This window comes from Nitrosomonas sp. Is24 (genome assembly GCF_033063335.1).
GTDB lineage: Bacteria > Pseudomonadota > Gammaproteobacteria > Burkholderiales > Nitrosomonadaceae > Nitrosomonas.
In genome coordinates this window covers 924,195-945,889 of the sequence record NZ_JAWJZG010000001.1, presented here as the reverse complement: position 1 = coordinate 945,889, position 21,695 = coordinate 924,195, and the positions used below count along the sequence as shown (strand labels likewise).

Genomic DNA, 21,695 nt, shown 5'->3' with positions numbered 1-21,695 from the left:
GATGTGAATATTTCAACGTAAAAAATCGGGATCATTTTGCAACAGGCTATTCTGTTCCTTGATCAGCAAACCGATATCGGCACCGGCTATCCGTTTGAACGCCAGAAATACATCCGCCAGCGATATTCCCATCACCACGACACCCACTTTCTTACCTTCCACGAGCAACGGCGCAACTATGTACTGTATGCAGCTTTCCCGGCACAGTAGCGGATTGATGGGTCTTTCCGATTGATTGACATGACTGACCCAGGTCGACAGCAGGATATTGCCATCCATATGGGTATCCAGACTATCCCAGCTGGCGTTCAACTGATTCTGCGGATTATAAAAGTGAACGAACTCAACGCCGTTATGGAATTGCAATAGTGCCCAGTGCAGATCAAAAACTTTACTGATGCTTTCACCATCGTTGGTCAGCAAAGCTTTTTTCATCCCGTCCAGAAACGGAATCATTTCAGCCAGTTGATATAAATTCTGCGAAGTATTCTTGATTAAACTATTGACTTCCCTGGAATAGCGATGGTATTCGACTTCCCGTTGGTTGTCGAAATTGGCCATTAAGCCCAGATAGCTGACGAAACAAAATAGCATCACCACCGCCAGCAGAATCATGCTGCTGCTCAGCGAGATTTTCCATCTCAGACTGCGGAACCGGCGCCCCTTGGGGTTTGAAACAATAGGCGCTTTTTCCACTTTAATCCCGGAACTATTTTCCATCAGAATTTCTGCTTAGAAACGATAAGAAGCCTGAATCGCGAAAAGATCCCAATACTGATGTGTATCAATGGGCCGACCCGTTCTTAGATCGATTGGATTATCCAATCCGGATAACCAGCCTGTTCCATTGACATGATGATATTCGGCACGCAGCATGAATGCCGGTGTGACATTCCAACGTATACCCACGGCAATATCCTTGGCAAAACGACTATGTCCCAAACCGCTTCGTCCAGCGGAATTTTGTGCAACCCAGTCGCTTCCATCTCGATCTGATCGATCAATAAAGAGAGCATCATACCGCAAAAAACCTTCCCAATTCGGAGTAAAGCGATATTCACCTTGAAAGTAATAGCTCTCGCCAACGAAATGCTGACCATCTAACCTTGTACTTTTAAAATTCCTATCATAGCTAAAAGGCCGTATGGCATATTCCGAAGTCAGCGTCCAACGTTCCGAGTTATATTGGGCAGAAAAAAAATTACCGGTGTAAATTCTAAGGCACCGGGACCCAATTCTAACGGGGAGCTCAATTTTTTTGGATCATACGATGTATTCAGCCATATTCCGCTGATACCCAAACGAAGGCGTTTGTCATTGGTTTCAAATATTCCGCGGCCAATATAGGAAATTTCACGATTCAATTCCCCCGGCCGTACCAATCCCAATAATGAACTCTCGGTATCTCTGTTATTCACGACTGGCAGTGTCACGCCAAACTGGGTAGACAACGTACCCCAATCGGATACTGCGGTATCGCCATAGAGTTGCACGGAATCACTGGAAAGCCCCAAATTACGGGTGCGGTCAAAATAAATCGATTGCGGCAGCATAATACTGGGACGCGTAAACGCCACATCCCGGGTTTCATTATAGAACCCGAAAGGATTCTTCAACCGGCCCACGCGGATACCGAATTGGTTTACTTCTTGGGAATACAAGCGGTAATCGAAGATGGCATAATCAAGGCGCGGCATACCCGAGTTTCCTTCACCTGCACGGCGCGACAACACTTGCGCCGAGAGTTGCAACCTCGGCAATGGCCGCAAGGAAGCGTTGAGCCCGGCTTCGGTCAAACCAAAACTGCCGCCTTTATCACTATTGCCAAAAACATCATTATCCGAAGTTGATATGTAAGCCTGACTGACAAAACCGTGAATCTGCAAATCGCCGGGGCGCTCGGTTGAATGCCACCATTTGAGCACAGTGCTGACCACACCGGGTTTTTCTTTGGCGTTGCCTGCTTCTGTCGCTTCGGCGGGTAAATCTTTCGCTTGCACCCATTTGACCGGCGCTTGAGCGGGTTCAGGCTGTTTTTGTGATTGATCAAGCTGTTGCGCCTGAGTGGAAACAGCGCCAATCATCCATAGCACGGCAATACCCTTGCCCAGCCACCGGACGGAGCTGATGAAATAGCTACTTAATCTCGAGCACGTTAACATTTTCATTAATATTGGCTCTCCATAAATAACCTATTGCGCCGGGTGTAGTGGCAATCCTAGCCAGCATTTCTTCATTTGAGTTGACTTTAATCGGCGCTTGGCCTGTGCCCGAGAATACTAATCGATCCCAGGTGGATCTTAATTGATAAGGAAATACGTTTAACTTCTCCTTGGAAACGATTTGATGCAGTTGATCTTCATCGGATAGCACGAAAACCCTGATCTTGGTTCCGTCAGACCAGGTTTTCAAACGCATACTGAAAATTGAGCGTAACGAATTGACCGAGAGGGTTTTCTCGGTCACGCCCGGATTGGTGACAATTTCATAATGATCATTTGCTCTTACTTCCGCTGCCACAATCCAAAGGCATACAGTTAGAGCAAAACACAAGCAAGCTCTAGTTTTTAACAAACAGTGCCTGGAGAATTGGGCCTGTAAAGAGAAATGAAATAAATTCAAGAAACAGATTCCTGATTCAGGGTTATTCCATTAGTTAATATGAATGGGATTATAGGTACCGCGGTCGGTTACGACTTCCCAGGCATCGCGATGCTCTTGGTACATTTTATTGAGCGCGTCTTCCACTTTCACGTAATAGGGACGGCGCATGCCATGATAGTCTACCGGTGGTCCGATCGGATTAAAATTCAAGCCGTAAAAACCCATCAGCTTATTCAGCGCGGGATCGGCAACCGATAGCCAGTGCTTGATATTGTATTTGACGGACATGCGTAAAACGCCCGCCATCAACACCAGTCCAATGCTGAGCGCGGAACGGCGATCGGTGGAACGGCGATCCTGCGTATTTCTTTTATCGCTGTCAGTCTCGGCGGTTTCCTTGCGGCGCTCTTCCCTGCGCCGTTCGTCTTTACGCCGGTCAAACCGGCTGATCACCAGAAAACGGGAAATCTCAGCCGTCTGCTGGCGCGGTAATGCTTTGATATCGCACAGTGCCGGGTCTGTTTGACTATACAATTCGACTGGCAATAGTTTTTCAGGCCGCGTTGAATCCGGCAGAATTAACCGCACAGTGCCGATAAATTCTCCCGATGGTCGATAGCGCAAAAGCACATGGCAGGAATGGCTGTCATAGCTGTCTTTTTCCTTTTCATCCGGACAAAGCGCAGGGTCGAATCCGGGTAAACGCTGTTCCACGCATAGCACCTGATAGCGAATTCTATAAACATGTTCAAGCAGCTCAGCTGTATCAGCGACTACAATTTCAAAGAACTTCTGAAAATTTTGATACAAATCATTCATAGAATCACCCAATTTAATAAGCAGCTCGTTACATTCATTTTTAGCACTCCTCCGGATCATTCGTTGATATGGAGAAGTGTCCAAATAGTAAACTGTGCTGGCGCCACATCATCATTGAAAAAGCGCAGAATCTACGGTGCATTTCTTATTTTTAGCCGCACGAAACAAAGCTTTTCTTTCAATAAGTAATATAAATTAACTACAGCGGTCATTTAAGTATATTTAAAGCGAATATTCAACTGATCTTTAGCAATTAATGGCAGAATTACAACAAAGATAACTACTTGTACACAATAAACAACAATTGCGCGCAGGATGATGAAATTTAATCGATTAAACCAGCACTTCGATGGGTGCAGGATGGTTTAAGAATGCAGCCGGACTGGCACTTAAACCGTAGGCACCGGACTGCAATACCACAACCAAGTCGCCTGCGGATGCCTTGGCCATTGGCAACTGATCGGCCAGTACATCCAACGGTGTGCACAATGGTCCCGTGACAGATACCACTTCCCTTTCCGCGCCACGGACTTTATTGCCGATGATGACCGGATAGTTCTTGCGGATGACCTGGCCGAAATTGCCGGAAGCCGCCAGATGATGATGCAGTCCGCCATCGGTGATGAGAAAAACCTGCCCGCGCGAGATTTTGCGTTCCAGAACGCGGCACACATAAATCCCCGCTTCCGCCACGATATACCGGCCTAATTCGATTGCAACTCTGGCGCCGGGCAACTGCCGCTGCACTTCCGGCATCAGACGCTGCAAATTTTCCCCCACAGCGGCAAGATTCAGCGCCCGTTCGCCGGGAAAATACGGCACCCCCAAACCGCCGCCGATATTCAGCAAGCGCACCGGCGATGGCGCATATTCAGACAGCCGGATACCCAGCTGCAAGGATTTTGCATGCGCTTCCTGCAGCGCGGTTACATTGAGATTTTGTGAACCGCTGAAAATGTGGAAACCGGTAAAATCCAATCCCAGCGCAGCCAGTCGTTTCAATACATCCGGCACACATTCGGCATCGATACCGAATGGCTGCGGCCCGCCGCCCATTTTCATGCCGGAGGATTTGAGTGCAAAATCCGGATTCACCCGGATGGCCACTTTGGGCGTAATCCCTAAATTGGCTCCCAATTGCGCAACCGATTCCATCTCCCGCGCCGATTCGAGATTCAGCATAACGCCCGCCGCAATCGCACTGCGCAGTTCATGCTCTTTTTTACCCGGCCCGGCAAAACTGATTTGACCCGGCGGCAGAACCGTATCCAGCGCCACGCGCATCTCACCCGCCGAAGCGACATCCATACCGTCGATCAAACCGGCCACATGCTGCACCAGCGCCGGCATCGGATTGGCTTTCATGGCATAGTGCAGCAAAACTCCGCCCGGCAAATGCCGCCGTAATAATGCAATCCGTTCGCTGATTTTCTGCCGGTCATAGGCATAAAACGGCGTCGTGCCGACGCGTTGCGCCAAGCGCGTCAACGCCATGCCGCCCACTTGCAGACAATCGTCCTGCACGGCGAACTGCACCAGCGGCGCATGCTCCGGCGGTAAATTGCTCATTGCGCGATTTCCTTAAATAAATGCTGCAATTCCTGAGAAAGCAATTTGCGGTCTATTTTACCGTTCGGATTGCGCGGCAGATTACCCTCACGCAGCTCGATGTGACTGGGCAGCATATACGCAGGCAAATGCTGTTTGCATGCGCGCAACAACGCATCCACATCCGGCTTCACAGCATTGCGCGCCGTAACGATCACCGCGATTGCCTGCCCTAGCACGGGATGCGGCACACCGATCGCAATCGCTTCCGCAACATGCTCAGCGGCATAAATCACTTCCTCCACTTCGGTCGGACTGACCCGATAACCCGAGGTTTTGATCATTTCGTCGCGGCGTTCAATGAAATATAGGAACCCCTCTTCGTCCACGCGCACGGTATCGCCGGACCAGGCAGCGATCTCCGCGAGCGGCAACCCGGCCTGGCGCGTTTTCAGCGGTTTGAAGCACAATGCGGTTCTTTCCGCATCGTTCCAATAGCCCATCGCCACCAAAGCACCGCGATGCACCAATTCGCCCGGCTCACCCGGCGCGCACGGCGAACCATCGTCGCGCAGAACCAACACTTCCGCATTCGGTACCGCCTTGCCGATCGAATCCGGGCGACGGTCAATTTCTTCCGGCGCCAGGTACGTCGAGCGGAACGCTTCGGTAAAACCATACATCAGGAAAATTTCCGTTGCCGGTAATACGCTGCGCAATTTGTTCAGCGTCCCACGCGGCATGGCGCCGCCCGAATTGGTGATATAGCGCAGCGACGGCGCTTTTCCCCAGTCCAATTGCGCCAGCTGAATCCACAGCGGCGGCACAGCCGCAAGACCGGTGATTCGCTCGTCGTTGACGATGCGGATAATGTCGCGCGGCAGCAGATAATTCATCAGCACATTCGCCGCTCCCGCATAGAAAGCCGACGTCAATTGATTCAATCCATAATCGAAGCTCAGCGGCAGCACGGTCAGAATCCGGTCATCCGGACGGTTTTGCAAATACTGCGCGACACTTTTCGCGCCGGCCAGCAAATTGCGATGCGACAGCACCACGCCCTTGGGTTTGCCGGTGCTGCCCGAGGTATAGATAATCGCCGCCATATCGCTATCGATCACGCCCGATGCGGAATGTTCTTTTTGCACCGCAGAAACAGCTTGCCAACTGGCAATTGTCAGACCGGCAAGCACAGGCAAGCGATCTCCGCCATCGACGACAATCACAGTATGCAAATCGTGACACAGCGGCAGAACCGTTTGCAGCAATTTTAGCCGCTCCAGCGAAGTCACCAATATCCTGACATTGCAATCGATCAGGATGTACGCCACCTGTTCCGGCTTCAATACCGGATTTACCGGAACCATCACACCGCCCGCCGCCGTTGCGGCAAAGAGCGCAATTACGGTCTCGAAACGTTTCTCGAGATAAACCGCCACACGCTCGCCGCGGCTCAAACCGGATGCGCGCAAGCCATTCGCCGTTGCCGCGACTGCCCCCGCCAGCATGGCATAGCGCATACGCTGATTGTCATAAGACAACGCTTCGGCGTCCGGTGTCCGTCCGGCAGCGGCAAAAATCAGATCATGGATCAAGTCAGTCATTGAGCAAACGCGCTTGTCTGCGCCACAAGAAAAGCATCTGAATTAGAAAGTGCGCTCATTATAATCGGCTTTGGCTTTCATACGGCTATCAACATACCCGGCGGAATCGCGTAAACTATCCGCTTTCCAATATTCGGCGTAATAGTTGACACAACAATCATGATGGTACGCACACGATTTGCTCCCAGCCCAACCGGCTATCTCCACATCGGCGGCGCACGCACCGCGCTGTTTTCCTGGGCTTATGCCCGCAAGCACGGCGGAAAATTTATTCTGCGCATTGAAGACACCGATCTGGAACGTTCAACGCAACAATCGATTCAGGCAATTCTGGACGGCATGGCGTGGCTGGGATTGGATTACGACGAAGGGCCGTTTTATCAGATGCAGCGCTTAGCGCGTTATCACGAGATTGCCGAGCAATTACTGCGGAATAATCAAGCGTATTACTGCTACGCCACCAAGGAGGAATTGGAGCAAATGCGTGAACAGCAATTGGCGGCGGGCTTGAAGCCCCGCTACGACGGCCGCTGGCGCGATAGCAAGCAAACCCCGCCAGCCGGTGTAAAACCGGTGCTGCGGTTCAAAAACCCGCTGGACGGTTTCGTGACGTTCAACGATCAGATCAAGGGAAAAATCACCGTCGCCAACAACGAACTCGACGATCTGGTGCTGCTGCGCGGCGATGGCGTGCCAACGTATAATTTCAGCGTCGTCATTGACGATCTGGACATGAATATCACCCATGTCATCCGTGGCGACGACCACGTCAACAATACCCCGCGCCAGATCAATATTCTTAAGGCGCTGGGCGCCACATTACCGGAATACGCGCATGTGCCGATGATTTTGGGCGCCAACGGCGAGCGCTTGTCGAAACGGCATGGCGCGGTCTCGGTCATGCAATATCACGAGGATGGATATTTGCCGGAAGCGCTGTTGAATTACCTGGCAAGACTCGGATGGTCGCACGGCGACGAGGAGATTTTCAGCCGCGACCAATTGGTGGAATGGTTCGATTTATCCGCGATCAGCCGCTCCCCGGCCAAATTCAATCCAGAAAAACTGCATTGGATCAATCAGCAATATCTCAAAACAACGGATAACACCCGCCTGGCCGAACTGACGGCACCTTTTCTGGCAAAAGACAATTGTCTGACGAATGGCGGCCCCGATCTGGCACAGGTTGTCGATTTGCTCAAGGAACGAGTGAATACCATCGAAGAATTGGCGGATGCCGCAGTGTACTTTTACCGCCCGCTGGAACCCGACAATGAACTGAAAGCGCAGCATTTTACTGCGGAAACAAAGCCGATCATGACCGGTTTGCTGGAAAAATTCCGCCACATCGAGTGGACACGCGAAGTCATCCATCAAGAAATAAAAGCCGCCGCCAAGGAGCACGATGTCAAACTGCCGAAAATCGCCATGCCGTTACGGGTCATGGTCACCGGCGAAGTTCACACCCCGTCGATCGATGCGGTACTGGCATTACTCGGACGCGAGGAGACACTGGCGCGCATGAACAGTCATCTCAGCAGTTTTCCCGGTTGATCTTTTCTTTACAATAAATCATCGCATCAGTATAATCCCCCTTCCTTTGATCAGGGGGTATAGCTCAGCTGGGAGAGCGCTTGCATGGCATGCAAGAGGTCAGCGGTTCGATCCCGCTTATCTCCACCAAGTTTTTCTTGGATTAAGCGGTGCTATAAACGACACATCACTTTGTCCCCATCGTCTAGAGGCCTAGGACATCGCCCTTTCACGGCGGTAACACGAGTTCGAATCTCGTTGGGGACGCCAAATAAAATAAAGACTTGAATAAATTCAGGTCTTTTTTATTTTCTCGGTGCGTAATGCTGCTGAATTAAGATCGATACCCCCAGCCTTTATGCCGACTGGCAGACGATTCAATTCTTTGCAATAAACAATACCTTCTGCACATCAAATTGCCATTATCGGGTTTACCCTGAAATAGCATTCAATATCTTTAACTTAAGCGATTCGCTGTTTTCCTCTTCCATCAAGTGAGCCGTAATGATTTCCTGAAGCAATTCCTTATCGATATTTCCGGCAGCAACGTGATAGCTGATATTCTCCATTTCTCTTAGAAAACTGCTCACGCAATACAGATAGCCATTGAACAATAACATCTGCGCACTGAGCGTAATGGCAATCCGTTTATTGCCATCCTGAAAACAGTGAAACTTGCAGGCACTAAAGAACAAATGTGTCAGCTTTTCTTCAAATGTCGGGTAGTAGTCATCATCTTGAATGTGCTGAAGCACGCTTTCCAGTTTACCGAGATCCAAATGTCCCAGTGCGCCGCCGCCGCTTACTTCTACTGTTTTTGCATGAATATCGATAATCTGTTCCAAAGTCAGATAGATCAACGCCACTATTCCCGCTCCTTCAAACGCTTCATCACATCCCTGGCTTCTTCCAGCCGTTCAGCCAATTCCTTGCTTTTCTCCCCGAGAAAACGCTCGTAATCCTCGCGCTGCACTGGTGTGACGTATTCCTTGAGCTGGAGATGCAATGCGTCGCGGAAAGCCAGATCGCGGCTGGCCATCTTCATACGCGCCTTCTCGATCAGAGGTTTCCAGTGTGCCTGCGATTCAAAAGTCTTGAACAGGCTATCGACTTCCCAGGTCGTGAGCTTACGCCCTTTCATGGCCGCCTGCTGTTGCAGCATGTCGCCAAAACCGCTCTCATAAGAAGCGATCAAATCGAGCACTTCGGCATAAAACGTAGCGCGGACATTGTCCCTATTGTCGAGTTTCAATATTTTTCGATACTCGCTCGCCTTCTCGCGGAAAATGCTGACATAAATCTTGTTCGTATAATCCGCGTACTTAAAATTTCCCATCGCTACGCAATCTTTCAGCGCATCGGTGAACTGCTTACGATAGTTTTCCTCGACAAAGGCGGAATGCAGAAAATCCTCGTCACGCTGATTGATGTACTTAGTCCCGCCGCCGGTACGCTGGTTAATCGTATCGATGACAATATCGAGAATCGCCTGACGCAACAACCTTGCCCGTTCACTTTCAGAAATCAGCATCGCCAGATTGAGAAAGGAGCGGAAATCGAACACGCCAAGCGCAGTGGTTTTGGTAACGAAATCAATTTCGTGATCAGATTGGCCGCTGAGTGATAATTTCAGTTGTTTCAGTCTGTTACCGCGCAATACCTCATACCCGTTTTGACGCAATTCATCGCTGAATTTCTCGATGTAATTGTCAATCGTGCGCGCCGTTACTTCAAAAAACGTAGCAACTTGCTCCTTGAGCAGCACCGTCTTGCCTTCGAACGGAATCCCCTGAATTCCGGCGGCTTTCTCGATTTCAGCAACTGCATAGGGATTGTTGAGAATATTCTGCCGGTCGATGGATGAATTGGTCAGGTCTTTGCTCATGTGGTTTCTCCCCAGACGCGGTTGATGGCGGTTTTGATTTTTTCTTCCTGCTCTATAATCTCTCTTTTAAGTGTTTCAATCCGGTTTTGATATTCTTCGATCTCCGCCACAATCGCCTTTTGCACTTCTAGCGGTGGGAGGGGTATTTTGTGTTTTTCATAAACTTCTTTGCGATTCAGCCCTGGAATTCCAGCGCCGCCCTTCAAAGAAGGCAGATCAAGCGTTTTGAGCACATGATAAAGATAGCGAATATCGCACTTATCTGGTGAAGTCCGATTTATGTAATACGTTGTGTCGATCGGATAGCAATTTTCCTCAATATATGTAACCTCACCAACCGAACCTTTTCGACCAACGATAACAGCAGGACCTTCAACCAAGTATTCATTGTGATAGCCGGTTATACCATTCGATCCCAATACAGGATACTCGCCATCAATACGCTTTTCTTTTGGAAGCGCCGCCCCATATTCGAGTGTACAGACCTGATCAAACGGCAGTAAATCAAATTGAGAGTGCCGTTTGTTATCGTCACGATACCTATCGCCACTCAAATTCCAATCACCATTCTCACCAATTTTCTCCTTGGCCACGAGATTCAGATTGGCAATTGACTCAACATCAAACGCCGCGCCATTATGCAAGCTCGCCAGCCACGCCTTGATATTGCGCACCGCTGCGGGCAGGTCGTTTTTGTCGATGGGACGCCGCTGAGCGCCGAGGTTGAAACCATCATTATCGATCTTGGCGAACAAAATCGCGTCGGTCTTTTTCGCCAAGCGTTTGTCCAGCACCAGGATCGAGGTTTTGACGCCGCTGTAGGGATTGAACACCCCGGCGGGCAACGAGATGACCGCGACCAGATACTGCTTTACCAGCATTTCGCGCAATTGTTTGTAGGCATTGCCGCTCTGGAAAATGATGCCTTCGGGCACGATCACGGCGGCGCGGCCGTTGGGCGTGAGGTGCTCGGCGATGTAGTCGACGAACAGCACTTCCGAACGCGTGGCGGTGATGGAAAAGCGCTTATGCGGCTTGATACCGCCTTTCGGCGACATGAACGGCGGATTGGCAAGGATCACGTCGGCCAGTTCGTTCCATTTCTCATCGCTGGTGAGCGTGTCGTATTCGTCGATATGCGGGCTGGCAAAGCCGTGCAAATACATATTCACCAGTGACAGACGCACCATATCCGGCGAAATGTCGTAGCCACGGATATTGGTAGCGAGGCGTTTTTTGTCGTCGGGCGTGAGCAGTTCGCCCCGGTAATGCAGCGGGTTGTCGAGCGTCAGCAATTCCAGCGGCACGCCTTGTTCATCGTACGTTTCACGATCCTGTTGCGCTTGGTAATCCTTACTATTGTGCTTGAGGATGTGTTTGTACGACGAAATCAGAAAGCCCGCCGTGCCGCAGGCCGGATCGAGAATGGATTCGTCCTTTTTCGGATCGATGATTTCCACCATGAAGTCGATGATGTGGCGCGGCGTGCGGAATTGCCCGGCATCGCCCTGGCTGCCGAGCACCGACAGCAGGTACTCGAAAGCATCGCCGAGCCGTTCGGAATGATCGTAGGTGAAGCTGTTAATTTCCTTCAGGAAGCTGCGCAGCGTTTCCGGATCGCGGTACGGCAGATAGGCGTTCTTGAAAATATCCCGGAACAGCGCAGGCACGCCCGGGTTTTCGTTCATTTTGCCGATGGCCTCGGAATAAAGGCTGAGCATATCGAATCCGCCCATGCCGGGCACCATCAGCTTGGACCAACGGTATTGCGCAAATTCGCCGGTAAAGAAACTGCGTTTTCCGCCCAGTTCTTCGGCTTCGGCATCCATGTCGTCCATGAACTTATAGATCAGCGCGATGGTGATCTGCTCAACTTGCGATTTGGGATCGGGTACTTTGCCGACCAGGATGTCACGGCAGGAATCAATGCGGCGTTTGGTTTCGGAATCGAGCATTTTTTACTGCCTATTTGAATTGATCGAGCGGAAGGTAATTTTTGACGTATTCCGGGATACGGTTGCGCCATGCCGCCGGTACAGCTTTGAAGTCAGCCATGTTGAAGTTCGGATTGACATTCAGATCGGTGAATTGTCCTTCATCGATGATGTAACGCAAATGACCATCGGTGGCATACGCCTTGAAATAGTTCTTGAGGGCGACAATGGCATCCGCGTGCTGTTCCAGCTCCTCCGGCGACAAATCGAGCAAGAGCTTCCGGAATTCGTCTTCCAATAATTCATCCTTCGATTTGAATCCGGGAATCAAGCCGAACACTTTTTCCAGCAGTTCCCGCAAACTCAGGTGACGATCCACGCCTGCCGCGCGGCGTAAGGTGTCCAGCGAAAAGAATTCTTTCGGTTTGTCGAATAAATGGCGATGCACGTAATCGGCGGCTTGATCCCATTGCGCATTTTCAACCAGGGCTTTCAGCGCGGCATCGCTTTGGGCTTGTTCTTCAAATTTACTGAAAAACATGCGGTCGATTTTCATGCCCCGTTCGCCGATTTGATGCTCATCTAATGCAGCCAGCGTATCCGCTCCACCATACTGGAATGCGCCAGACGGCGGCAACGGCGGCAATTCGGATTTTTCACCGCTTTGCGGTTGCGGCAGTTTCAGCACTTCGTCGTAATTGAATTTTCCCTCGAAGTATTCGCAATTCGCAAAAAAATCGAATAGCTTGAAGCGGGTTTTCTCCTGTTTCTTCAACTGCTGTTTCATGACCGGATCGAAAAGCTGCTCCAGAAAATCGTGCTTGCGTGTGCCGCGTCCTTTGATTTGCACAAAATCCTGCGGCGAGAAGATCGGGCGCATCATCGCCAGGTTCAGAATATCCGGACAATCGTAGCCGGTGGTCATCATGCCGACGGTGACACAAATGCGCGCCTTGCTGGTACGGTAGTTTTCCTCGAAATTGCCCGAACCCAGCAAATTATTGTTAGCGAAGTTGATGGTAAATTGCTGCGCTTCGGGAATCAGTGACGTCACTTGCACGGCGAAGTCGGATTGATACTGGCCAGGAAAGAAAGCATCGGCCAGCTCATTGAGAATTTGCGTCAGCTTGGCGGCATGATTCTGACTCACGGCAAAGACAATGCTTTTGCCGGTTTCACCGCTGATTGGATCACGGAGCGCATTGCGCATGAACGTTTCACAGAATAATCGATTGGTCGCTTCGGAGAAGAATTTTTTCTCGAAGTCTTTTTGGTAGAAACTTTCGTTTGCTTCTTTTCCGTCGTCGTCCACCACGGCAACCGCATAGCCTTTGTCGGATAGCAGTTGGGTGGTAATGTCGCTGCGCGCATCGACCACTAGGGGGTTGATGAGAAATCCTTCACGCACGCCATCGAGCAGCGAGTAACGAAAAGTCGGCTCGCCGGATTCGCAGCCGAAAGTGCGGTAGGTATCGAGCAACAGACGCCGCTCCAATTCGCGTGGATCGCGAGTGTTGGATTTGCTGTTGTCGAATTGTTTCAGGTAATCCTTGGGCGTTGCGGTCAATCCCAGTTTGTAGCCAACAAAATATTCAAACACCGCACGGGCATTACCGCCGATGGAGCGATGCGCTTCGTCGGAAATCACCAGATCGAAGTCGGTGGGCGAGAACAATCGCTGGTATTTGTCGTTGAACAACAGGGATTGCACCGTCGTCACAACGATCTCGGCTTTGCGCCATTCGTCCCGGCGTTCTTTGTATATGACCGAGGTGTAATCATTCTTCAGATAGGCAACAAATGCCTTGTTAGCCTGGTCTTCCAATTCAAGCCTATCCACTAGAAACAACACGCGCTGCGCGTTTCCCGTTCGCAGGAAAAGTTTGATGACTGCGGCAGCGGTTAGTGTCTTACCGGTGCCGGTTGCCATTTCAAACAGAAAACGGCTTTTCCCTTCCGCCACAGCATTCTGCAATGCTTGAACTGCACGTTTTTGATAATCCCGCAGGAAGCGCAGCCGATTCTTCGCGGTAAAAGCAGGACGTTCGGCTTCGCTTTTCCAGCCTGCCTCATTGGCATAGCCCGGCATTTGCGTCAGCGCAATATAGTCTTTTGAAACTATCTCGGTAATCAGGCGATGTGGATTTGGTTGAAAGCGCTGGTATCCCTTGATTGAATCCGGATTTGGGAAGCGCGTGATGATATGCGGATTGCCTTGTTCCAAATCCCAAAAATAATGCAAATTCCCATTGGAAAGGATCACAAAGCGGCAGTTCTGGGATTTGGCATAGCTGCGCGCTTGTTCCTTTCCAATCAGGGGATTTTTATCTTCCGCTTTCGCTTCGAGCACAATCAGCGGATGACTTTGTGCGTCTAATAACAGAAAATCGATAAAACCGTTGTGCGCACTCTCAAAATTCTCACCCATTGCATCAATACCGGCTTTGGTCAGCTTGACATTAGGTTCCAGCACGATATTGGCTTTGCCAAAGGCATCGTCAAAAAAACGCCAACCAGATTCTACAAGTAGCTTATTGATTTTGATTCGGGCTTTGGCTTCTTTAGCGGCCATGAATTGTGCGAAATCCTTTTTTATTCTTGCTCAACTTGATTAGCCGATAGAGCGAATTATCCTAAGCATAGATATGCTTATAAAATATGCCGCAATGTACAGTAAAATCCTCGCTAATCCAATAGATAGGACGAGTCAATATCTAACAAATGAGCAAACTTAGACCCGGCACTATCTAACCAAAAATTTTTTCTGAAACATGACGAATACCTTGCTAAAGCAGCTTTTTTGAATCGATCTTGCCGAGCCTCGAGTAGAGGTTGAATCACTTTGTCTTTGGCTGACTCGCCGAGGTATCAAAACAGGTTTTTACTTTCCGGCGGCTATCGATGTTCCTGATTACTTTGATCCACAGAATCCCCGCTATGCTCAAAAATTGGCGGCAGCTATGCGGGCGTGGCAGGTCGTAACTGATCCGAATGGTAAGCACCCAAAGCAGGCGCTTATGATCAGCCCGCGGTACTCAGAATCACGCGCCTTCTCCTGATTTTTGCGCTGATTTTCAATCATCTCTGCATTTTTATAAGCAAATCGCTTAGATAGAAATAAGCAAAAGCTTATTTATTTATCCAACCAGCGGCCTTATGATGAAAAAAATCTGGGGCCGCAAGAAAATTCCCAGATAAATCAGTCATCAAAGTAAAGATCGATGTGGGGTCTGCACTTTTGGGTATCTGTGTAGGGTCTCGCGTAGTTTCAATTCTAAAAATAAGGAGCTACTCATGAGCAAAAATAAAATTCTGGCTGCCTGCATGCTAACCTGTGCGCTGATGATGACATCAGCAGCCAAAGCAGAAAGCTATTTCATCGACAAATTCAGCCAAGGTATTGCAAACATTGCCTTCGGCTTTATCGAAATTCCCAAAAACGTGATCAATATCACCAACGATCAAAATATCTTTCTAGGTCTGACGTGGGGTGTTATCCGCGGCATTGTGCATGGCGTGAGCCGGACGCTGGTGGGTGGTGTGGAAGTCATCACTTCACCGGTTCCATCCAGTGAATTTGCCACACCGGCTTATGTTTGGAATCGTTTCAGTGAAGACAGCCGTTATTTTGGTTTGCATTATCCCGGCTACTGGACCAGTTACGGCCCATTGGATAATGGCGAATAAGCCTGCTGCGACCCATTCGATCATAAGGATATCATCATGAAAAAATATCATTACTTACCGCTCGCAATTTTGATACTGTTCCTGACCGCCTGTGCCACGCCCAAAACCGATACGGAAGATTTGAAAGCCGAGATTAAAGCCGCCAGAACCGGTCACTACGGGCAAGCCATGTGGCATCAAGAACAATCCGAAGAAGATCTGGAAACCGCCAATGAGATTCTGGGTCATCTTGAAAAAAATCACTATTGGAATATCAACGAGAAGCAAAAGGCATTGGATGCCGCCAAATCAGCCGCACGCCATCGTTTGGAAGCGGAGAAGGAAATGTGTCTGTGGCTGACGGAAGTACATGGTCATAACCATCATAAAAAAGAATCGATTCACGATACCGTGGCTTATTTCAAAACAGGCAGCGCCGTGCCCTTTAAAACCAAAGATGAAACCATCGGCAAAGTGGGCAACTGGCTGGAAGCTCATCCCGATGCGACTGCAACCGTCACGGCATCAACCGATACTGTCGGCAAACCGGCCTACAATCAGGATTTATCGGAAAGAAGAGCCCAGGCGGTGATACAACGATTGGTAGCAAGCGGTGCACGGCCCAGCCAATTAATTGCCAAAGCAATCGGTGAAGTTCCCGGCGCCGACAACACGCCCGATCAGGAAAGCCGCGTGGCGATTGTGATCACATCGCACCCCGTTTACATGGATTGTCCCAGCGTAAAATAACGTGAAAAACTCACTTGGCTGAATAAAAACCAGCCCGGTGAGTTAGAATCTCAGTTCTAATCAATACGGGGAAAAAACATGAAATTACGCTACCTTTTTATGATTGCGATAGCACTATCAACTTTATCCGCCTGCGGACAAAAACCAACGGAAACCACAGAAAAGGTAATGGACAAAGTCAACGACGCGCTAGACCGTCGTCCTAACGAAAAAGCGCGCGATGCGGTCGAAGATATCACGAGCGCAGTGAAGGATGCTTCTGAAGAAGCTCAGGGAAAAATGGAAGAAATCGCTAAAGAAATCAAAAATCAAACTGAAGATGCTACGAAATAACTCAGTTCGAGTTCTGGCGTTTTTTATTTCCAAATCGCATTGAAGCGTTTGTTCTTTTTTCCGTCCGCGCACTCAAGCGGCCTGAAACCCTTAGAGTCCGCTGCTACTGACGAAAATCCGCCAACGCATTGAGTAAATAATCCAAATCTTTCTCAGTATGTCCGGCGGAAACCTGCAAGCGGATTTCCTGATCGCCTTGCGGCACGACCGGATAATTCAAACCGGTGGCGAGAATGTTGTGGTCGAATAAATGCGCAACCAATGCGGCGGTTTTGGCGGTGTCGCGGATAAACACCGGCACGATGGGATGCTCTCCGGGCAAAGTTTCAAAACCCAGCTGTTGCAATCCGGATCGGAGTCTAGTGCTGAAGCTGCGCAATCGATCCAGCAGGCGCAAGCCTTCCGTGCTTTCCAGAACATCCAGCGCGGCTAGCGCCGCAGCCGCTTCGGCGGGCGTGATCGGGTTGGAATAGATATATAACGGCGCGGTTTCCCGCAAGTAAGCGATGGCCGTGGCGCTGGCAGCAACGTAACCGCCGTTGACACCGAACGCCTTGCCGAGCGTGGCTACCAACACATCCGCCCATCCTCCCGTAATTTCTTCAGTACCGCGCCCGGTGCTGCCGAAAGCGCCGACGCCGTGCGAGTCATCCACTAGTGTGACAATTCCTTCGGGATAATCGCTTTGGTGCTTGGCACAGCAGGCATCGAGTTCATCCAGCGGCGCATGATCGCCGCGCATGCTGAAAACACCGTCGGTGACCACACAAACCCGTTGATAGCGGTCACGGTTGGTGCTCAGGATTTTTTCCAGATCGCACATATCACCATGCGCATAAATCGCTTTTCCGGCCGGATGCGCGAGACGGATCGCGTTAATGATGCAATTGTGGTTCAGCGCATCGCTGACCACCAGCGTCTGTTCGGAAATCAATTGCGGCAGCACGCCAACCATCGTGGCATAGGCCGCGCTGAACAGCAGCGCCGCTTCACGGCCATGAAATGCCGCCAGCCTGCGCTCCAGCTCGACATGCGGCGCATACGTGCCGCTGATAAAACGCACCGCGCCGGGACCGGCGCCATACTGTTCCGCTGCCAGCGCTTCCGCTTCGATCACGGCGGGATGCCGCGCCAATCCCAAATAGGAATTCGAATTCATGCGCAAAAATGCGCGCTTGCCATAACCGTGCAGCTGATAGCGCGGCCCCAATCCGTTTTCCGGCGCGAGCATGCCGGTAATGATTTTCTCGTCGCCCTTGCGGACGCCTTGCTGTTGCAATTGGTTCAACTTGGCCAGGAATAGCGGTTCCACTTTCGATAGCGACATAGAGATCTCCCATTAACCGTTACGAAATTTGGCGCTGATGTGCGCCAGCATATCGGCCACCATGCCAGGTAAATCGAAACCCGGCTGCCAACCCCATTCAGCCCGCGCGGCACTGTCATCCATATGCCGTGGCCAGGAATCGGCAATCGCTTGCCGCAGCGGATCGACCGTATAGCCGATGGTAAATCCGGGCAGATGCTTTTGTATTTCCGCCGCCAATTGCGCCGGAGTAAAACTCATCGCGGTAACGTTAAAGCCGTTGCGATGCGTCAATTTGCCGGGATCGGTTTGCATCAGTTGCATTGCGGCTGCAATGGCATCGGGCATATACATCATATCCAGTTGGGTATCGGCGCGCAGAAAACAGTCGTAATGCCGCTGTTTGACCGCGGCGTAAAAAATATCCACGGCATAATCGGTCGTGCCGCCGCCGGGCAGCACTTGATTGGAAATCAGTCCGGGATAGCGTAAGCCGCGCGCGTCGACACTGTAGCGGCGATGATAGTAATCGCATAGCAATTCACCCGACACTTTGGTGATGCCATAGATCGTCGAAGGATGCTGCACGGTATCCTGCGGCGTATTGTAAGGTGGTGTGCCGGGACCGAATGCGGCAATGGAACTGGGAAAAAACACTTGGCAACCGTGCTGGCGCGCGCTTTCCAGCACATTGAGCAGGCCGTTCATGTTGATATCCCAGGCTTGCAGCGGTTGTTCTTCGGCCACTGCGGAAAGCAGTGCGGCGAGGTGGTAAATGATGGTAATACACCGACCGGCAACCACGACATCAAGCGCTGCCGCATCGCGCACGTCGAGACTGACATAAGGACCGTGCATCAGATGATCAGATGGTTCGCGGCGATGTCCGGCAGCGATCACGCTATCCGCACCGTAACGCTCACGCAATGCCAGCGTCAATTCCGCACCGATTTGACCGGTCGCGCCGGTTACCAGAATTTTAGGCATCCCACCTCCACACTTCGATATTCTGCCGACTTGCTGCTTTACAGCGCCTTGCAGAGGGAAATCAGAAAGTTGCGCTATTTCTTTCTGCGCTTTTCAACCGCGTTTGCCAGTTGTTGCAGCACGTGCTCGGTCGCCTCAAAGCTGATGCAGCCGTCCGTAATGCTTTGCCCGTAAACCAATTCTTCGCGTTTTTTACCGTCGGCTTTTTGGTTACCTTCCACCAGATGGCTTTCGATCATCACACCGCAAATGGCATGGCTACCGCCTGCAATCTGTTCCGCCACATCGGCCGCGACATCGGTTTGACGGCGGTAATCCTTGTGGCTATTGGCGTGGCTGAAATCGATCATCAAATGCGGCGGCAGTTTGGCTTTCTTCAATTCTTCCACCGCCGCAGTGACACTGGCGGCATCGTAATTGGGTTTACGCCCGCCGCGCAGGATAATGTGGCAGTCTTCATTGCCTTTGGTGGCAAAAATCGCAGTATGCCCTTCTTTGGTGACCGACAGAAAATGATGCGGGCGGGAAGCGGCTGCAATCGCGTCAATCGCAATATTCAAATTGCCATACGTGCCATTCTTGAAACCGATCGGGCAGGACACGCCGGAAGCGAGTTCGCGATGCCCCTGGCTTTCGGTCGTGCGTGCACCGATCGCTGCCCAGCTGATCAAGTCCGACAAATACTGCGGACTAATCAGGTCCAGGTACTCGGTGGCCGATGGCATGCCGATGGTATTCAAATCCAGCAGCAACCGGCGCGCCGTCCGCAGACCTTTGTTGATATGAAAACTGTTATCCAGATCGGGATCGTTAATCAGCCCTTTCCAGCCGATGGTCGTGCGCGGTTTTTCAAAATACACGCGCATCACGATATGCAACTGCTGCTTCAGCGTTTCGCGCAAATGCTTCAAACGCGCGGCATACTCCAACGCGGCGTCGACATCGTGAATGGAGCAAGGGCCGACCACAACCAGTAAGCGGTCATCTTCGCCGTGCAGAATGCGATGAGTGGCTTGCCGCGCGGCATAAACGGTTTGCGTCGCATTCTCCGTCATCGGATATTCGCGATGCAGCTCAACCGGCGGAGTCAGTTCATGCACGCCGACAATACGTAAATCATCGGTCTGGTATTTCATAACAATTCCTTTTATAGACTTTCGGGTCTAACAGCAAAGATTCGCCTTGCAATAAACAACGCGGATCGGAAAAAAACGTATTTTAACCTAAGCGGGAAATTTCATCAGAACGGACTTCAGGAAAATCGCTCGCGCAGCCAGACTTCCAGTCTGCGCGTAGCGATCACGTCGTCACGGTTATAACCCAGTATTGCGGCTTGCAATTTTTGCTTCTCGGCCAGGCTTGTTTCCGCGCGGAAACGGTTGAATTGCACCACCGACCACTGCGAACCGGATTCCTCATTTTCCCATTGGAAATTCACTAGCCCCGGATGTTTACAGATATCCTTCAGTCCATAGCCTTGCAGCGGCAATACCAGACAGTCCAGCACAGGATTCTGCATATCAAACAGCGGGCTATCGGCGCCCAGCAACCATTTCACCGTAGCATGATTTCCCATACCGTAACGCTCGGCGTACTTGCCGATCGTCGCCCTTTCGTGGTTGGAATAATGCGCCAGCACTACGGCCGGATACTGTGACCGGTATTCATCCATTTTCTGCAAAAAACCCAGCCATCCGTCGTAATCGCTGGTTTCATCATCGGTCCAGACGTATTCAAAGCTTTCCCGGCCATACGGCGGCGCCAAAAATCCCCACAGATAAACATGACGCTCGCGATTTGGGGTCAATGGATTGTCTTCGATATCGAAATGAACCCAGGTGCCTTGCGGCAAAACGGCTTTATTCAGTTGAAATACCTCACCGCTCAACATCGAGCGGGCTTGCAAAATGGCGCGGTGCTTGCGTTTACTACCCTTGAGATGCGGCACATCCGGCAGGGATTCGGCCGACTCCCCGGCAAGCTGCGAGATCGTTGCAATTCCGGCTTGCGCCAGATGATCCGCGGCTTTGCCGTGCACGCCGTACAACAGCGAAATATCCTCCTTGGCTTCGAATTCTGGGCGGCAAACCGCTTGGTGCGGACAAATGCGGCATTTGCTATGGCTATAACGGACTGCGGGCGGTTGCGGCAAATCCAGCAAGGCTCGCATGCTGGTAATAAACTCATCGACCAATGGCTCGACTTCATCGCCCAATTGCGCAACACGGCCATTGCCCAAAAAAACCATCGCCGGTAAATCGTTGGCGAGCAAACGGCGATAAATTCCCAGTTGAATCTGAATCGATTTTTTATTTTCACTCGAGGAAAGCTTCGCATCCGCAGACTGATATTGCCCGCTTTCATGCCGGATCAGGAAATCGGGATAACCCACCAACCCCTGCCGTTCATCCAGCAAACGGCCCTGGTAGATAAACGGCACACCTTGCTGCATCAAGGCTTGCGTATGTTCAAAAGAGACCGCTTTGCTGACGGCATATTGATCTCCCAGCTTGGCCAGCATGGCGGCTTCATGTTCCAGCCCAAGATCGCTGAGCAGCCGATTAAATCCATCGAGTTCCGCTGCAACCGGTTGATGTTTATCCAGCCAGACACGCCGGACACAAGTCATCCATGCGCTGGCGTCACTGGGTTTGATCAGAGTTGGGGAAAAATTACCGGCAGTCATCGCTCTACGAGTGAGCTTCTCATAAAACTGCTGATTTTAG

19 protein-coding genes, 2 tRNA genes and 1 pseudogene are annotated in these 21,695 nt (G+C 50.9%); 6 read left to right on the top strand and 16 right to left on the bottom strand.

Annotated features, from left to right (window positions below; genetic code table 11):
- Positions 1-12 precede the first annotated feature (12 nt).
- The 7 genes from R2103_RS04140 to R2103_RS04110 all read right to left on the bottom strand — a co-directional run bounded on the left by R2103_RS04140 (position 13) and on the right by R2103_RS04110 (position 6,575).
- Positions 13-720: a cache domain-containing protein gene (locus R2103_RS04140; RefSeq protein ID WP_317530258.1), complete on the bottom strand. Its 708-nt coding sequence runs from the start codon at positions 718-720 to the stop codon at positions 13-15.
- 12 nt (positions 721-732) lie between these two features.
- Positions 733-1,164: a hypothetical protein gene (locus tag R2103_RS04135; protein WP_317532054.1), complete on the bottom strand. Its 432-nt coding sequence runs from the start codon at positions 1,162-1,164 to the stop codon at positions 733-735.
- A complete protein-coding gene (locus R2103_RS04130) occupies positions 1,161-2,168 on the bottom strand; it encodes a hypothetical protein (RefSeq protein WP_317530257.1) in 1,008 nt (335 codons plus the stop codon). The genes R2103_RS04135 and R2103_RS04130 overlap by 4 nt, the downstream gene beginning before the upstream one ends.
- Entirely contained in the window at positions 2,137-2,622 is a 486-nt protein-coding gene (locus R2103_RS04125; protein WP_317530256.1) for a substrate-binding domain-containing protein, read from the bottom strand. Before R2103_RS04125 ends, R2103_RS04130 begins: the two co-directional genes overlap by 32 nt.
- A 30-nt stretch (positions 2,623-2,652) precedes the next feature.
- Positions 2,653-3,423, bottom strand: a complete 771-nt coding sequence (locus R2103_RS04120) for a PEP-CTERM/exosortase system-associated acyltransferase (RefSeq protein ID WP_317530255.1) — start codon at positions 3,421-3,423, stop codon at positions 2,653-2,655.
- A gap of 333 nt (positions 3,424-3,756) precedes the next feature.
- A complete protein-coding gene (locus R2103_RS04115; RefSeq protein WP_317530254.1) occupies positions 3,757-4,992 on the bottom strand; it encodes a pyridoxal-dependent decarboxylase, exosortase A system-associated in 1,236 nt (411 codons plus the stop codon).
- Complete coding sequence (locus R2103_RS04110) at positions 4,989-6,575, bottom strand: acyl-CoA ligase (AMP-forming), exosortase A system-associated (protein ID WP_317530253.1); 1,587 nt, start codon at positions 6,573-6,575, stop codon at positions 4,989-4,991. Before R2103_RS04110 ends, R2103_RS04115 begins: the two co-directional genes overlap by 4 nt.
- A 162-nt stretch (positions 6,576-6,737) precedes the next feature.
- Here R2103_RS04110 and gltX point away from each other — a divergent pair, with 162 nt between their 5' ends.
- From gltX to R2103_RS04095, 3 genes are all read left to right on the top strand, one after another.
- The gene (gene gltX / locus R2103_RS04105; RefSeq protein ID WP_317532053.1) at positions 6,738-8,129 is read left to right on the top strand and encodes a glutamate--tRNA ligase; all 1,392 of its coding nucleotides are present in this window, start codon (positions 6,738-6,740) and stop codon (positions 8,127-8,129) included.
- A 53-nt stretch (positions 8,130-8,182) separates the two neighbouring features.
- Positions 8,183-8,258, top strand: a tRNA-Ala gene (locus tag R2103_RS04100).
- A gap of 44 nt (positions 8,259-8,302) precedes the next feature.
- A tRNA-Glu gene (locus tag R2103_RS04095) sits at positions 8,303-8,378 on the top strand.
- A 161-nt stretch (positions 8,379-8,539) separates the two neighbouring features.
- Here R2103_RS04095 and R2103_RS04090 read toward each other — a convergent pair.
- The 5 genes and pseudogenes from R2103_RS04090 to R2103_RS14355 all read right to left on the bottom strand — a co-directional run.
- Positions 8,540-8,974, bottom strand: coding sequence for a type II toxin-antitoxin system death-on-curing family toxin (locus R2103_RS04090; protein ID WP_317530252.1), 435 nt, complete (start codon positions 8,972-8,974; stop codon positions 8,540-8,542).
- Positions 8,974-9,993 carry a DNA-binding protein gene (locus R2103_RS04085; protein ID WP_317530251.1) on the bottom strand — a complete coding sequence of 340 codons (1,020 nt, stop codon included), beginning with the start codon at positions 9,991-9,993 and terminating at the stop codon, positions 8,974-8,976. The genes R2103_RS04090 and R2103_RS04085 overlap by 1 nt, the downstream gene beginning before the upstream one ends.
- Entirely contained in the window at positions 9,990-11,948 is a 1,959-nt protein-coding gene (locus R2103_RS04080; protein ID WP_317530250.1) for an N-6 DNA methylase, read from the bottom strand. The genes R2103_RS04085 and R2103_RS04080 overlap by 4 nt, the downstream gene beginning before the upstream one ends.
- Before the next feature lie 10 nt (positions 11,949-11,958).
- On the bottom strand, positions 11,959-14,151 hold the full coding sequence (locus R2103_RS04075) for a DEAD/DEAH box helicase family protein (RefSeq protein WP_411172642.1): 2,193 nt from the start codon (positions 14,149-14,151) through the stop codon (positions 11,959-11,961).
- Positions 14,149-14,355, bottom strand: a pseudogene (locus R2103_RS14355) (type I restriction enzyme HsdR N-terminal domain-containing protein); the annotation flags it as partial. The gene R2103_RS04075 and the pseudogene R2103_RS14355, both read right to left, overlap by 3 nt.
- An 866-nt stretch (positions 14,356-15,221) precedes the next feature.
- On the opposite strand from R2103_RS14355, the gene R2103_RS04070 reads away from it, so the two are divergent.
- From R2103_RS04070 to R2103_RS04060, 3 genes are all read left to right on the top strand, one after another.
- A complete protein-coding gene (locus R2103_RS04070; RefSeq protein ID WP_317530248.1) occupies positions 15,222-15,614 on the top strand; it encodes an exosortase system-associated protein, TIGR04073 family in 393 nt (130 codons plus the stop codon).
- Between the two features lie 36 nt (positions 15,615-15,650).
- Positions 15,651-16,343, top strand: a complete 693-nt coding sequence (locus R2103_RS04065) for an OmpA family protein (protein ID WP_317530247.1) — start codon at positions 15,651-15,653, stop codon at positions 16,341-16,343.
- 78 nt (positions 16,344-16,421) lie between these two features.
- Entirely contained in the window at positions 16,422-16,676 is a 255-nt protein-coding gene (locus R2103_RS04060) for a hypothetical protein (protein ID WP_317530246.1), read from the top strand.
- Positions 16,677-16,779: 103 nt separating this feature from the next.
- On the opposite strand, the gene R2103_RS04055 is transcribed toward R2103_RS04060, so the two are convergent.
- From R2103_RS04055 to R2103_RS04040, 4 genes are all read right to left on the bottom strand, one after another.
- On the bottom strand, positions 16,780-18,003 hold the full coding sequence (locus tag R2103_RS04055; RefSeq protein WP_317530245.1) for an aminotransferase class I/II-fold pyridoxal phosphate-dependent enzyme: 1,224 nt from the start codon (positions 18,001-18,003) through the stop codon (positions 16,780-16,782).
- Positions 18,004-18,015: 12 nt separating this feature from the next.
- Complete coding sequence (locus R2103_RS04050; protein WP_317530244.1) at positions 18,016-18,969, bottom strand: NAD-dependent epimerase/dehydratase family protein; 954 nt, start codon at positions 18,967-18,969, stop codon at positions 18,016-18,018.
- 74 nt (positions 18,970-19,043) lie between these two features.
- The gene (gene aroG / locus R2103_RS04045) at positions 19,044-20,105 is read right to left on the bottom strand and encodes a 3-deoxy-7-phosphoheptulonate synthase AroG (RefSeq protein ID WP_317530243.1); all 1,062 of its coding nucleotides are present in this window, start codon (positions 20,103-20,105) and stop codon (positions 19,044-19,046) included.
- Between the two features lie 116 nt (positions 20,106-20,221).
- A complete protein-coding gene (locus R2103_RS04040; RefSeq protein WP_317530242.1) occupies positions 20,222-21,655 on the bottom strand; it encodes a TM0106 family RecB-like putative nuclease in 1,434 nt (477 codons plus the stop codon).
- Positions 21,656-21,695: the final 40 nt, after the last annotated feature.